Raw genomic sequence first — 12,189 nt, 5'->3', positions numbered from 1 at the left:
GCCAAGCAGCTGTTCGGCTGCGGCTTCGTCAACGTCCAGCCGCATTCGGGCGCGCAGGCCAATGGCGCGGTGATGCTCGCGCTGACCAAGCCCGGCGACACGATCATGGGGCTCAGCCTGGACGCCGGCGGCCATCTGACGCACGGCGCGCGCGCCGCACTGTCGGGCAAATGGTACAATGCCGTGCAATATGGCGTGCGGCCCGACACGCATCTGATCGACTATGATCAGGTCGAGGCGCTCGCCAAGGAGCATAAGCCGCGGCTTATCATCACCGGCGGCTCGGCCTATCCGCGCCACATCGACTTCGCGCGCTTCCGCGCGATCGCGGACGAGGTCGGTGCGACCTTCATGGTCGACATGGCGCATTTCGCCGGGCTGGTCGCCGGCGGCGTCCATCCCACCCCGTTCGGCCATGCGCATGTCGTCACCACGACGACGCACAAGACGTTGCGCGGCCCGCGCGGCGGCATGATCCTGACCGACGACGAGGGCGTAGCCAAGAAGATCAACTCGGCGGTGTTCCCCGGCCTCCAGGGCGGCCCGCTGATGCACGTCATCGCCGCCAAGGCGGTCGCGTTCGGCGAGGCGCTGAGCCCCGAGTTCAAGACCTATTCGGCCGCCGTCGTCGCCAACGCCAAGGCGCTGGCCTCACGCCTCAAGGAGCGTGGCGCCGATCTCGTCTCGGGCGGGACCGACACGCATCTGGCACTGGTCGACCTCAGCCCGCTTGGCGTCACCGGCAAGGATGCCGACGAGGCGCTCGAGCGCGCCGGCATCACCTGCAACAAGAACGGCATCCCCTTCGATCCGCTGCCGCCGATGAAGACCAGCGGCATCCGCGTGGGAAGTCCGGCGGGCACCACGCGTGGCTTCGGCATCGCCGAGTTCCGCGACATCGCCGACATGATCGCCGACGTGCTCGACGGGCTGCGGACCAGGGGCGAACAGGGCGATCCGGCGGTTGAGGCCGCGGTGCGGCTGCGCGTACGCGCGCTGTGCGAGCGCTTCCCGATTTATTGAATGACACCGTCATCCTGACGAAAGTCAGGATCCAGGGTTGCGGGCGCAGCGCTCGCCATTCTGGATCCCGGATCACGTCCGGGATGACGAGGAAGGATATGGTATGCGCTGCCCGTTCTGCGCCCATGAAGACAGCCAGGTGAAGGACAGCCGCCCGTCCGAGGACGCCGCCTCGATCCGTAGGCGGCGCCAGTGCGAGGGCTGCGGCGGGCGCTTCACCACCTTCGAGCGCGTGCAATTGCGCGAGGTCACCGTGGTCAAGTCGGGCGGCGCCAAGCGCGAGCCGTTCGAGCGCACCAAGCTCGAGCGCTCGATCGAGATCGCCTGCCGCAAGCGCGGTATCTCGGCCGAGCGGATCGACCGGCTGGTCTCGGGAATCCAGCGCCAGCTCGAGACCTCGGGCGACAGCGAGGTCGACGCGGCCCGGATCGGCGAACTGGTGATGGACGGGCTCAAGGGGCTCGACCCGGTCGCCTACATCCGCTTCGCCAGCGTCTACAAGGATTTCACCGAAGCGCGCGACTTCGAGGCGTTTGCGGGGAATGTCAGCGAGGTGGGCAAGGGATGATGGTCGCGGTCGATGCGCCCTCCCCATCCCCGATCGTCCTGAGCGCAGTCGAAGGACAGCCATGACCTTTGCGACCTACATGCTCCGCTGCTCGGACGGCAGCTTTTACGTCGGCCACAGCGACGATCTCGACACGCGTATCGCACAGCATCACGCCGGCGCGCTGCCCGGCTACACGCATGACCGCCGCCCGCTCGAACTCGTGTGGAGCGAGACCTTCGGTTCGCGCGACGAGGCGCTGTCGGCGGAACGCCAGATCAAGGGCTGGTCGCGCGTCAAGAAGGAGGCGCTGATCCGCAGCGACTGGGCAACGATCAGCGCCGCCGCGATCCCGCCTGCAGAACGGGAGGCGCGTGCCCTTCGACGGCGCTCAGGGCGAACGGCGGTAGGGGATGTGGAGGACAGCGGCGACGGCGCCCCTCCCCACCCCGTTCGTGCTGAGCGCAGTCGAAGCACGGCCACCACTGCCCCCCTCATCGTCCTTGTCCGCCCGCAGCTCGGGCAGAATATCGGCAAGGCGGCGCGGGCGATGCTCAATTTCGGGCTGACCGAGTTGCGCATCGTCGCGCCGCGCGACGGCTGGCCCAATCCCGAGGCCGCACCCGCCGCCTCGGGCGCCGACCGCGTGCTCGAGGAAGCGACGATCTACGAGAGCGTCGCCGAGGCGGTGGCGGACTGCGCGAACGTCTATGCGACCACGGTGCGCCGCCGCGGCGTCACCAAGCCGGTGGTGACGCCCGAGCAGGCTGCCGCCGAGATCCACGCCGCGACCGGCCGCTCGGCCTTCCTGTTCGGCCCCGAGCGCGCGGGGCTCGAGACCGACGACGTCGCGCTCGCGCGCAAGATCGTGACGGTGCCGATCAATCCCGAATTCGGCTCGCTCAACCTCGCGCAGGCGGTGATCCTCGTCGCCTATGAATGGTCGAAGCAGCAGGCGCTGGTGCAGCCGTCGGTGACCGACATCGAGCCGCCCGCTTCGCAGTTCGAGCTCGACGGGATGATCGCGCAGCTCGACGGCATGCTCGATGCGGCGGGCTATTTCTTCCCGCCCGACCGCCGCGTGACGACGACGCGGATGCTGCGCACGCTGCTCACCAAGCCGGCCTGGTCGAGCCAGGAGGTGCGGACCGTGCGCGGTGTGCTGACCACGCTCGCCAAGCCGCATCCGCGGGACTGACGCTTAAGGCGCTATCAAACCCGTTCGTCCTGAGTAGCCATTGAGCTTGTCGAAATGGCGTATCGAAGGACCGGGGCTAGGCGGCGCGCCTCCTTCGATACGGGCCTTCGACTTCGCTCAGCCCCTACTCAGGACGAACGGGACGAGATGAACAATTCGGCGCTCACACCTTCGCGTCGAAATGCGCCATCTCATAGGCGATCGACGCCTCGACCAGCGTCTCCCACAGATCGGCCGCGACGTCTTCCGGCCAGCCGCCGCCACGCGCATCCGCGGCCGCATTGGCAATGACCTCGGCCTTGCGCGCCTCGTCGCGGACCGCCGCACGCGCGGGCTTGATCCGCGCGGCGGCGCGCATGTAGCCGAAGCGCGTGGCGAGCAGCGCGCCGATCGCGCGGTCGGTCGCGTCGACGCCGGCGCGGACCTCGGTCATGGTGGTACAGGCGTCGGGGGCAAGAATATCGGTCATCCTGAGCCCTTAGCCGCGCACCGCTGCCCGCGCCACACCGGTTTCGCTTGCCTTTCGCGTGGCCGCCGCTAAGGGGACCGCTTCGCAATTGGCCCCGCACGCTCGGTGAAGCGGGTGCCCTGCCGGACTGATTCTCGAATCAGCGCCGCGCCAGAGCGGCTCCGGGCAGTTTCACGATCCTCGGGTCGACACGCAATTGAAGGATGTCTTATGTCGAAGCGCCATAGCGCCAAGTACAAGCTCGATCGCCGCATGGGCGAGAATATCTGGGGCCGCCCCAAGTCGCCGGTCAACAAGCGCGAATACGGCCCCGGCCAGCACGGCCAGCGCCGCAAGGGCAAGGCCACCGATTTCGGCATCCAGCTGCGCGCCAAGCAGAAGCTCAAGGGCTATTATGGCGACGTCACCGAGAAGCAGTTCAAGAAGGCCTATTTCGAGGCCGACCGGATCAAGGGCGATACCTCGCAGAACCTGATCGGCCTGCTCGAGCGCCGCCTCGACGCCGTCGTCTACCGCGCCAAATTCGCGCCGACCGTCTTCTCGTCGCGCCAGCTGGTCAGCCACGGCCATGTCCGCGTCAACGGCGTGAAGTGCAACATCGCGTCGCGCCGGATCAAGATCGGCGACGTGATCGAGCTCGGCAGCAAGGCGCAGGAGATGGCGCTGGTGATCGAGGCCCAGGGCCTGTCGGAGCGCGAAGTGCCCGACTATCTCGCTCAGGACGGCGCCTCGAAGGTCACCTTCCAGCGCATCCCGACGCTCGACGAAGTGCCCTATCCGGTCAAGATGGAGCCGAACCTGGTCGTCGAGTTCTACTCGCGCTGAGTCGTCACCGTCTTACTGTATCGACGAGGGCGGTCCCGCTGGGGCCGCCCTTTTCTTTTGCCCGCACGCGCCCCAAGGAGTCGCCATGTCCTGTCCCCCCCCCGAATGGGCGCCGCATGACGCCGTCTGGATCGGTTTTCCGAGCCACCCCGACCTGTGGGTCGAAGACCTCGAACCCGCGCGCGCGGAGGTGATCGCCTTCGCCCGCGCGGTATGGGCCGGCGGCGCGGGCGAGCGCGTGATCCTCGTCGCGGCCGACGCGGAAGCGGGCGACGCCGCACGCGCGCTCGCAGGAGACGATGCCGACGTGCTGGTGCGCCCGTTCGGCGATGTCTGGCTGCGCGACACCGGACCGATCCTGCTCGATGGCGGCGATGGTCGGATCGCGGCGCGAGACTTCCGCTTCAACTATTGGGGCGGCAAATATGACCTGCCCGGCGACGAGGCGATCGGCGGCCTCCTCGCCGAAAGCCGCGGGCTCGACGCCGCGAGCTGCGACTGGGTGCTCGAGGGCGGCGCGATCGACGGCGACGGCACCGGGCTGCTGGTCACCACCGAACAATGTCTGCTCAACCCCAACCGCAACCCCGACCTCACCCGCGCCGAGATCGAGGCGAAGCTTGCAGCCGATCTGGGAACGACGCGCGTGCTGTGGCTGGGCGACGGGCTCGCGCACGACCATACCGATGGGCATGTCGACAATCTCGCGCGCTTCGTTGGCGTGGGCCGGCTGGCGATCCCGGTCGCGGCGGACGCCGAGGATCCAAACGCCGCCGTCTATGCAGACGCGCGCGCGCGCGCTCAGGCATTCGGCGTCGAAGTCGTGGACATTCCCTCCCCTGGCCGCGTCGAGCGTGACGACGAGGTCGTCCCCGCCTCCTACATGAACTTCTACATCGGCAACGCCGCGGTGGTCGTTCCCGTCTACGGCGCGCCCAACGACTCCGCCGCGGTCGCCGCGATCGGCGCGCTGTTCCCGGATCGCGCCGCGATCGGCATCCGCGCCGACCATCTGCTCACCGGCGGCGGTTCGCTCCACTGCATCTCGCAGCAGATCCCGTCGCCCCGCTGATGCTCGCCTTCTGGATCCGCGCGCTACTCTCGGGGCTGATCGTCGCGGCGGTGTCGACCGTCGCGCGGCGCTATCCCGCGGGCGGCGCGCTGATCGCCTCGCTGCCCCTGGTCTCGCTGCTCGGCATGATCTGGCTGTGGCACGACAAGCCCGATGTCGAGAATATGGCGCGCCACGCGGAGGCGACCTTCTGGTACGTGCTGCCCTCGCTGCCAATGTTTTTGCTAATTCCCGCGATGCTCCGGCGGGGCGTGGATTTCTACCCGGCGCTCGTCGCGGGTTGCGTGCTGACCATCTTCGCCTATCTCGCCACCGTCCTGATCGCCGCGCGCTTCGGCGTCCGCTTGTAGAGAGACCCCGATGACCGAGATCACCGTCGCCGCGCTGCAGCTCGCCTTCACGGCCGACGAGGCCGCCAACATCGCGCACGTCTCCGAACTGGTGCGCGAGGCGGCCGCCAAGGGCGCGCAGGTGATCCTGCCCCCCGAACTGTTCGAAGGCCCCTATTTCTGCCGGGTCGAGGACGAGGGGCTGTTCGCGGGCGCGCGGCCGACCGGCAAGCACCCCGCGGTGCTCGCGATGCAGGCGCTCGCGTCCGAACTGGGCGTCGCGATCCCGACCAGCTTCTTCGAGGCGGACGGTCCCCACCATTATAACAGCCTGGCGATGATCGGCCCCGACGGTCAGGTCCGCGGCGTCTACCGCAAGAGCCACATCCCCGATGGGCCGGGCTATGAGGAGAAATTCTACTTCCGCCCCGGCAACACCGGCTTCAAAGTGTGGGGCGACGTCGCACCGGTGACGGTCGGGGTCGGCGTGTGCTGGGACCAATGGTATCCCGAGACCGCGCGCGCGCTGATGCTGATGGGCGCCGAAGTGCTGTTCTACCCGACCGCGATCGGCTCCGAGCCGCATGATCCCTCGCTCGACACCTCGCGGCTGTGGCGCCGTGCGATGGTCGGGCATGCGGTGTCCAACGTCGTGCCGGTGGTGGCGTCGAACCGGATCGGGACGGAGGAAGGCCAGCGCTTCTACGGCCACAGCTTCATCTGCGACGAGCGCGGTGACATGCTCGCCGAGTTCGGTGCGGAGGAAACCGGCGTGCTGGTGGCGACGCTCGACATCGAGCGGATCAAGCGCCACCGTGCCGCCTTCGGCTTCTTCCGCGATCGCCGGCCGGATCTGTACGGTCGGCTGGCGCAGGATATCTGACTGTACCATTCCTCCCCGAGCAAGCTCGGGGAGGCGTTGCTCAACGCCGCAGCATCTTCCGCACGCCCCACACCACGCCGCCCAGCGCGACCAGCCCGACCAGCACCAGCCCGCCCGCCGATGCCGCCGCCCACAGCGCCGCGACGATCAGGATCCGCATAAAGTCGGCGATCGCGAGCGTGAGGTGGACCATCGCCCCGCCCTAGCCGCCGTCGCGGAGCGCGAGCGCGCGTTCGAACACCGCCTCGAACATCGGCGCGGTCAGCCGGCCGGTGTTGGTGTTGTAGCGCGAGCAATGATAGCTATCGACGAGCATCAGCCCCGAGGGCAGCCGGTGCTCGGCGCAGTGGCCGAAGCGCATCTTGGGCAGCTTGCCGCCGAGCGCCTTGACCGCCGACTGGTGCGCGATCTGGCCGAGTGCCACTACCACCTTGAGATTGGGCAGCGCGTGCAGCGGCGGTTCGAGGAACTGTCGGCAGGTCCGGATCTCCTCGGGGGTCGGCTTGTTCTGCGGCGGCACGCAGCGCACCGCGTTGACGATGATCGCCCCCTTGAGCGCGAGGCCGTCGTCCGGCGAGGCCGCGAACACGCCCTCGGACAGGCCGAACTTCGCCAGCGTGTCGTAGAGCAGCACGCCGGCATAATCGCCGGTGAACGGCCGCCCGGTGCGGTTGGCGCCCTGCAGGCCGGGGGCGAGGCCGACGATCGCCAGCCACGCCTGCGGATCGCCGAACGCCGGGACGGGGGCGTTGTACCAGTCGGGGTGCAGCGCGCGCTGCTCGTGCCGGAAGGCGGCGAGGCGGGGGCAGAGCGGGCAATCGAGCGGCGGTTCGTGCGCGGCCGCGGTGGCGGCGGTGGCATTGTCGAGGGGGAGCGGGCTTCCAAGGTTCATGGCGAGGCGATAGGCGGTGCGGCATGGCCACGGCAAGCTACGTCATCGGGATCGGCTCCAATCGCCGCCACGGCCGGCACGGCGCGCCGGCGCGGATCGTGGCGGCAGCGGTGGGCGCGATCGCGGCGCAGGGGCTGACGGTCGTCCGTTGCAGCCGCACGCGGCGCGGTCCGGCGCTCGGCCCCAGCGCGCGCGACTTCGCCAATGCCGCGCTTCTGGTCGACAGCGCGCTCCCGCCGCTGGCATTGCTCGCGCTGCTCAAGCGGATCGAGCGCGACTTCGGGCGGCGGCGTGGCCGGCGCTGGGGTGCGCGCGTGCTCGACCTCGATATACTGGCCTGGTCGCTTGGCCGCTGGCAAAGCCGGACGCTGGTCGTCCCACACGCGGCGCTCGCCGACCGCCGCTTCGCGATCGGCCCGGCCGCCGAGATCGCGCCCGACTGGCGGCATCCGCGCGATGGCCGCACGCTGCGCCAGCTCGCCGCGCGACTTCGTGCGCCACGACCGGTTGACCGCACGCCGCGCGGCTCATAGGGACGGCGCACCGGCGGCGCGGCCCCGTGGGCCCATAGCTCAGTTGGTAGAGCAACGGACTTTTAATCTGTAGGTCATGGGTTCGAGTCCCATTGGGCCCACCACCGCGCCGCCGTGCCGCCCTTAGGCCCAGCCGAAAGGCGCGAGCGGTTCGACCTGCGGTCCCGCGACAGGCCACGCCGCGTCACTCGTCGATCATCGCCGACAAGCCTCGGCTCAGCCGGTCATGCCCGTTCCGGGTCACGATCCGGGCCGATAAACCTAGCGTGTCGGCCAGCGCGATGGCGGCGTGCGATCCTGCCACGGTCAAGGCTGTCGCCCAGCCGTCCGCGAGCATCGTGCTGTCGTGCACGACGGTTGCGGCCACGATGTCCGGGGCGAGCGGACGGCCGGTCCGCGGATCCAGCGTATGGGCGCCGCGGACATAGTCCCCCGATGTCGCGACGGCGAGGCCATGGAGCGCGATGCGCAACGGACGGAGCGTACACCCGGGCGGATCCTCGATATCGACCCACCAGGGCTGGCCGTCGGGCCTGAGCCCGTCGCCGCGCAGCTCGCCGCCGATCTCGACCAGCGCGTCCTCGATTCCCTGTCCCCGCAGCAGCGCGACGATCGCGTCGACCGCATAGCCCTTGGCGATCCCCGACACGTCGAGCCAGAGCCCGCCCGGCTGGCGCAACCTCCGGGATTGGGCGTCGAAGTCGAGCCGCGTCCAGCCTGCGGCCGCGTGCGACGCGTCGAGTGCGGCCGGCGACGGCGGTCGCGTGCAGGTGCGCGCGCCGTAGCCGAGCAGCGCCGCCGCGCGCCCAAGAGTAGGATCGAACGCACCGGCGCTGCGCTCGGCGAGGTCGAGCGCGGCCGCGATCACCGTCGCGAAATCCTCAGGCAGCGCGAACCAGGTGCCGGCCGGCGCGCGGTTGAAGCGCGACAGCAGCGAGGCCGGCTCCCACTGGCTCATCTGCGCGACGATCATGGCGAGGCGGCGCATGATCGCGCTGTGGAGCGGCGCGGGCGCGTGTTCGGGCGGGGCGGCGAACCGTACCCGCCACGTCGTGCCCAGACCCGCGCCGGTCAGTGCCATCACCCCCCGGCGGGGATCGCAACGCCGCAGCGCCGCCGACGAGATCGTCGCCGGCAGCGCGATGCGCGGCTCGCGCATGTCGTCCGCGATCAGGGCGTCATCACCTCGATCGTCGCCGCATAGCTCATCCGGCGCGTCTCGGCGCGCGGCTGTGCGGGATGACGATCCTCCGCCTCGACGCCGAGCCAGTACATGCCCGCAGCCGGCCAGCGGATCGCGACGATCCCATCGGTGCCGCTGGTCAGCGCGATCGTGCCGGCCTCGTCGCGATAGCGGTCGCCGCCCGGGATGACGGTGACCTTGAGCCCGGACGCGGGCTTGCCGTCGATCAGGAAGCGGAAGCGCGCGGTCTCGCCCGCCGCCGCCGCATTGGGGTGCGTGATCGGATCGAGCTCGAGGCCCTTGCCGGTCGGCGTGAACACCGTCGTCGTCGGCGCGCCGGCCGTGACGAAGGTCTCGGCACGGCGGACGTCTTCGATCAGATGGACGTCGGTCGCCTCGGCCGGCATGTCCTCGAACGCCACCGGCGGCGGGCGACGGGGGCCGTCGCCCCCCGGCGCCCCCGGCCCGCGCCCATCGGCCATGCCGCCGGGTCGATCGCCGCCGCCACGCTGATCCGGACCCGCCCCACCCGGCCCACCGATGCCACCCTGCGGCCTCGGCGGACCGCCGCGGCCGCCGACGCGGCGCTCCTCGCCGTTGAGCTTGAACGTGCCGCCGATCATCGTCTGCACGCTGGCGACCTTCCAGGTGCCCTGCTGGTCGAGCTTGAGGTCGAACACCGAGCGGAAGCGGCCCTGGAGCGTATTATAGGGCGTGCCGGCGCTGCCGTCGGGACGCAGCACCGCGATCGTGGCGAGCTGGAGCGGGCGATGGTCGAAGAAGAAGACATGATCCGATCCCGCCGCGTCGAAGGTGACGACGTTGCCATCACCAGCGAGCGCCGTGCTCGACGGCAGGATGAAGCCATGCTCCGCGCGTGCCGCCGGAGCGACGAGCAGCGCGAGCAGCGGCGCGGCGAGAAGCCGGGTCCGGCGCGCGCTCATTTCGCGGCCACCACGACGGCGCCGAGCTCGGTCTTGCCACTGGCATGGCCGCTGTCGGCGGGCACCGAAAGCGGCACGCTGACCAGCTCGCGGCCGCCATTTTCGCGCGCCGCCTCGACGCTCAGCACATATTGGCCGGGCGCAAGATCGGCGGGCAGCGCGACGCTGTAGACGCCGGGGCCCTTGGTGGCACCGGTGATCCCGTCGGCGGGGAGCGTGAGCGTCCGCCCGCTCTTGCGCCACCAGGAGCGGAGCTCGGACAGCCATTTGGTGCCGGGCTCGTTGCCCGTCTTACGATAGTCGTACCAGGCAAACAGGCTGCGCGCGGTGCCGCCGCCGGCAGGTTCGATCCAGCCCGCCACATAGGGCTTCTTATATTCGGCGATAGCGAGGCGCGGCAGCGTGATCGTGACGGTGCCGGCGAAGGCGGCACCCGCGGGCGCGATCAGGGCGCCGGCGGCCAAGGCGAGAGAAATCGGGCGCATGATGGTCCTCGGACGGGTCAGTGGATGAACAGGAGGGCGATGACGAGCGGCACCGCGAGCCCAAGCCCGACCAGCGGCCAGGTCTTGCGGCGATGCTTGGCATGGAATTGGAGCAGCAGCAGGCCGGTGCTCGTGAACAGGATCGCGGCGGCGGCGAAGGCGTCGATGAACAGCCGCCAGGCAAGGCCGGTGTTGCGCCCCTTGTGGAGATCGTTGAGCAGCGAGATCAGCCCCTGCCGCGTCACCTCGGCCTTGATCGCACCGCTGCCGCGCTGGACGCTGACCCAGGCGTCGCCGCCGGGCCGCGGCATCGCGACATAGACCTCGTCATCGCTCCATTCGGCGGCCCGGTCGGCGGGATCGAGCCCGACCGCGTCGTGGACCGCGTCCGCCACCGGCTTGGGCATCGGCGCATCGCTGGCCTTGGGCGTCGCCCGGAGCATCCGCAGCAGCGACGGCGCGAGCATGCCGGTGCGATCCTGGACCGAAGGCGTTGCGGGGATCGAGGCGGCATGGTTGAGCGTGACCCCGGTAACCGCGAACATCAGCATGCCGGTCAGCGAGATCGCGGCGCTGATCCAGTGCCACCTGTGCAATTGCCTGAGCCACCAGCCGCGCGAGATGCGGCGCTTCCTGGGCGGAGCAGCGAGGGGAAGGGGCGCGTTCACCAAGCTCGGTTAGCGCGATCGCTCCGTGACGGCAATACTATTGCGAGGCATTTGCATGAGAGACGTGCGGCTCATACATCGGCCCAGCGGCGGAGCAGGTTATGGTAGATCCCGCTCAGCCGGAGGACGACGGGATCGTCCTGCCCGGTGGCGGTCGCAAGGTCCTGGATCGCGCTGTCGAGTTCGAACAAGGTGCGGCGGTCGCCGTCGTCGCGGACCATGCTCTGCACCCAGAAGAAGGCCGCCAACCGCGTGCCGCGCGTGACCGGCAGCACATGGTGCAGGCTGGACGCGGGATAGAGGATCAAGTCGCCCGCGGCGAGCTTGACACGTTGCTCGCCGAACCGCTCCTCGACCACCAGTTCGCCGCCATCATAGCTCGCGGGGTCGGACAGGAAGAGCGTCGCCGACAGATCGGAGCGGACGCGGAAGTCGCTGCCGCGCTGGATGCGGATCGCATTGTCGACATGCGTGCCGAAGCCGTCGCCGTCCGCATAGCGGTTGAACAGCGGCGGATAGACCTTGTGCGGGAGCGCGGCGGCGACGAACAGCGGCGACCGGCCGAGCGCGTCGAGCAGCAGCGAACCAAGCTCTCGCGCGACCGGAGACCCCTCGGCGAGCTGGCGGTTGCGCTTGGCGAGCGCCGACTGCGCGCCCGAGGTCGCATTGCCGTCCTGCCATTCGGCGGCGGCCAGCGCGGCGCCGAACTGCGCCAGCGCCGCCGCGTCGAGCAGCCCGGGAATCGCCAGCATCATCGGGGCGTCAGTGTTTGAGCACGAACGGGATCTTGACCTCGCCGCGCACCATCACCGGATCGCCGCCCCGCAGAAGCGGCGCCCACCGCCATTTGCGTACCGCACCGAGCGCGGCTTGGTCGAGCAGGCTCGATCCGCTGCTCTGCGCGACCGAGATATCCGACACCGAACCGTCGGTCGCGACCAGGACGCTGAGCACGACCGTGCCCTCCTCGTGCCGTCGCCGCGAGTCGATCGGATAGGTCGGCGGCTTGGCGACGATCATCTTCGACGACAGGTCGCCGCCGTCGGAGACCGCGGGCGCGGCGGCGGGTGCCGGTGCAGGCGGCCCGGGGACGGCGGGCGCGGGCGGGCCGACGATCGGGGCCGGCGGTGCCGCATGG

At 69.9% G+C, this 12,189-nt stretch carries 17 protein-coding genes and 1 tRNA gene; 9 read left to right on the top strand and 9 right to left on the bottom strand.

Features of this window, described 5'->3' with window-relative positions:
- The 3 genes from glyA to Q0326_RS08320 form a co-directional block, all read left to right on the top strand.
- The coding region (glyA, locus tag Q0326_RS08330) for a serine hydroxymethyltransferase (RefSeq protein ID WP_298689064.1) at positions 1-1,023 on the top strand (1,023 nt) is incomplete at its 5' end.
- Between the two features lie 103 nt (positions 1,024-1,126).
- On the top strand, positions 1,127-1,591 hold the full coding sequence (gene nrdR / locus Q0326_RS08325; RefSeq protein ID WP_298689062.1) for a transcriptional regulator NrdR: 465 nt from the start codon (positions 1,127-1,129) through the stop codon (positions 1,589-1,591).
- A gap of 61 nt (positions 1,592-1,652) precedes the next feature.
- A complete protein-coding gene (locus tag Q0326_RS08320) occupies positions 1,653-2,768 on the top strand; it encodes a TrmH family RNA methyltransferase (RefSeq protein ID WP_298689060.1) in 1,116 nt (371 codons plus the stop codon).
- A gap of 163 nt (positions 2,769-2,931) precedes the next feature.
- On the opposite strand, the gene Q0326_RS08315 is transcribed toward Q0326_RS08320, so the two are convergent.
- Positions 2,932-3,237 carry a chorismate mutase gene (locus Q0326_RS08315; protein WP_298689058.1) on the bottom strand — a complete coding sequence of 102 codons (306 nt, stop codon included), beginning with the start codon at positions 3,235-3,237 and terminating at the stop codon, positions 2,932-2,934.
- A gap of 210 nt (positions 3,238-3,447) precedes the next feature.
- Between Q0326_RS08315 and rpsD the strand changes: the two genes are divergently transcribed.
- From rpsD to aguB, 4 genes are all read left to right on the top strand, one after another.
- A complete protein-coding gene (rpsD, locus tag Q0326_RS08310) occupies positions 3,448-4,062 on the top strand; it encodes a 30S ribosomal protein S4 (protein ID WP_298689056.1) in 615 nt (204 codons plus the stop codon).
- An 85-nt stretch (positions 4,063-4,147) separates the two neighbouring features.
- Positions 4,148-5,134, top strand: a complete 987-nt coding sequence (locus tag Q0326_RS08305; protein WP_298689054.1) for an agmatine deiminase family protein — start codon at positions 4,148-4,150, stop codon at positions 5,132-5,134.
- Entirely contained in the window at positions 5,134-5,484 is a 351-nt protein-coding gene (locus Q0326_RS08300) for a DUF3147 family protein (protein WP_298689051.1), read from the top strand. The genes Q0326_RS08305 and Q0326_RS08300 overlap by 1 nt, the downstream gene beginning before the upstream one ends.
- Positions 5,485-5,494: 10 nt before the next feature.
- Positions 5,495-6,346, top strand: coding sequence for an N-carbamoylputrescine amidase (gene aguB, locus Q0326_RS08295; RefSeq protein ID WP_298689049.1), 852 nt, complete (start codon positions 5,495-5,497; stop codon positions 6,344-6,346).
- A gap of 40 nt (positions 6,347-6,386) precedes the next feature.
- On the opposite strand, the gene Q0326_RS08290 is transcribed toward aguB, so the two are convergent.
- Together Q0326_RS08290 and Q0326_RS08285 are read right to left on the bottom strand one after the other, a co-directional pair.
- Positions 6,387-6,539 carry a hypothetical protein gene (locus Q0326_RS08290; RefSeq protein WP_298689047.1) on the bottom strand — a complete coding sequence of 51 codons (153 nt, stop codon included), beginning with the start codon at positions 6,537-6,539 and terminating at the stop codon, positions 6,387-6,389.
- A 9-nt stretch (positions 6,540-6,548) separates the two neighbouring features.
- Positions 6,549-7,238: a uracil-DNA glycosylase gene (locus Q0326_RS08285; RefSeq protein WP_298689045.1), complete on the bottom strand. Its 690-nt coding sequence runs from the start codon at positions 7,236-7,238 to the stop codon at positions 6,549-6,551.
- Between the two features lie 23 nt (positions 7,239-7,261).
- On the opposite strand from Q0326_RS08285, the gene folK reads away from it, so the two are divergent.
- Together folK and Q0326_RS08275 are read left to right on the top strand one after the other, a co-directional pair.
- Positions 7,262-7,771, top strand: coding sequence for a 2-amino-4-hydroxy-6-hydroxymethyldihydropteridine diphosphokinase (folK, locus tag Q0326_RS08280; RefSeq protein ID WP_298689043.1), 510 nt, complete (start codon positions 7,262-7,264; stop codon positions 7,769-7,771).
- Positions 7,772-7,799: 28 nt separating this feature from the next.
- A tRNA-Lys gene (locus tag Q0326_RS08275) sits at positions 7,800-7,875 on the top strand.
- Positions 7,876-7,955: 80 nt separating this feature from the next.
- On the opposite strand, the gene Q0326_RS08270 is transcribed toward Q0326_RS08275, so the two are convergent.
- The 6 genes from Q0326_RS08270 to Q0326_RS08245 form a co-directional block, all read right to left on the bottom strand.
- Positions 7,956-8,930 carry an FAD:protein FMN transferase gene (locus Q0326_RS08270; RefSeq protein ID WP_298689041.1) on the bottom strand — a complete coding sequence of 325 codons (975 nt, stop codon included), beginning with the start codon at positions 8,928-8,930 and terminating at the stop codon, positions 7,956-7,958.
- An 11-nt stretch (positions 8,931-8,941) separates the two neighbouring features.
- Complete coding sequence (locus Q0326_RS08265) at positions 8,942-9,898, bottom strand: DUF4198 domain-containing protein (protein WP_298689039.1); 957 nt, start codon at positions 9,896-9,898, stop codon at positions 8,942-8,944.
- On the bottom strand, positions 9,895-10,383 hold the full coding sequence (locus tag Q0326_RS08260) for a DUF2271 domain-containing protein (protein ID WP_298689037.1): 489 nt from the start codon (positions 10,381-10,383) through the stop codon (positions 9,895-9,897). Before Q0326_RS08260 ends, Q0326_RS08265 begins: the two co-directional genes overlap by 4 nt.
- 17 nt (positions 10,384-10,400) lie before the next feature.
- Positions 10,401-11,006 carry a PepSY-associated TM helix domain-containing protein gene (locus tag Q0326_RS08255; protein WP_298689066.1) on the bottom strand — a complete coding sequence of 202 codons (606 nt, stop codon included), beginning with the start codon at positions 11,004-11,006 and terminating at the stop codon, positions 10,401-10,403.
- 116 nt (positions 11,007-11,122) lie between these two features.
- Positions 11,123-11,806 (bottom strand): Fe2+-dependent dioxygenase, encoded by a 684-nt coding sequence (locus Q0326_RS08250; RefSeq protein WP_298689035.1) that lies wholly within the window; start codon positions 11,804-11,806, stop codon positions 11,123-11,125.
- 7 nt (positions 11,807-11,813) lie between these two features.
- Positions 11,814-12,189: energy transducer TonB (locus Q0326_RS08245; RefSeq protein WP_298689033.1), on the bottom strand; the 376-nt coding region annotated here is incomplete at its 5' end.

It is taken from the genome of uncultured Sphingomonas sp., assembly GCF_937859915.1.
Classification (GTDB): domain Bacteria; phylum Pseudomonadota; class Alphaproteobacteria; order Sphingomonadales; family Sphingomonadaceae; genus Solisphingomonas.
This window is presented reverse-complemented; position numbering and strand designations above follow the sequence as displayed.

Coding starts and splice junctions, on each gene's coding strand:
- nrdR (WP_298689062.1), top strand. CDS start 1,127: ATGCGCTGCCCGTTCTGCGCCCATGAAGACAGCCAGGTGAAGGACAGC.
- Q0326_RS08320 (WP_298689060.1), top strand. CDS start 1,653: ATGACCTTTGCGACCTACATGCTCCGCTGCTCGGACGGCAGCTTTTAC.
- Q0326_RS08315 (WP_298689058.1), bottom strand. CDS start 3,237: ATGACCGATATTCTTGCCCCCGACGCCTGTACCACCATGACCGAGGTC.
- rpsD (WP_298689056.1), top strand. CDS start 3,448: ATGTCGAAGCGCCATAGCGCCAAGTACAAGCTCGATCGCCGCATGGGC.
- Q0326_RS08305 (WP_298689054.1), top strand. CDS start 4,148: ATGTCCTGTCCCCCCCCCGAATGGGCGCCGCATGACGCCGTCTGGATC.
- Q0326_RS08300 (WP_298689051.1), top strand. CDS start 5,134: ATGCTCGCCTTCTGGATCCGCGCGCTACTCTCGGGGCTGATCGTCGCG.
- aguB (WP_298689049.1), top strand. CDS start 5,495: ATGACCGAGATCACCGTCGCCGCGCTGCAGCTCGCCTTCACGGCCGAC.
- Q0326_RS08290 (WP_298689047.1), bottom strand. CDS start 6,539: ATGGTCCACCTCACGCTCGCGATCGCCGACTTTATGCGGATCCTGATC.
- Q0326_RS08285 (WP_298689045.1), bottom strand. CDS start 7,238: ATGAACCTTGGAAGCCCGCTCCCCCTCGACAATGCCACCGCCGCCACC.
- folK (WP_298689043.1), top strand. CDS start 7,262: ATGGCCACGGCAAGCTACGTCATCGGGATCGGCTCCAATCGCCGCCAC.
- Q0326_RS08270 (WP_298689041.1), bottom strand. CDS start 8,930: ATGCGCGAGCCGCGCATCGCGCTGCCGGCGACGATCTCGTCGGCGGCG.
- Q0326_RS08265 (WP_298689039.1), bottom strand. CDS start 9,898: ATGAGCGCGCGCCGGACCCGGCTTCTCGCCGCGCCGCTGCTCGCGCTG.
- Q0326_RS08260 (WP_298689037.1), bottom strand. CDS start 10,383: ATGCGCCCGATTTCTCTCGCCTTGGCCGCCGGCGCCCTGATCGCGCCC.
- Q0326_RS08250 (WP_298689035.1), bottom strand. CDS start 11,806: ATGATGCTGGCGATTCCCGGGCTGCTCGACGCGGCGGCGCTGGCGCAG.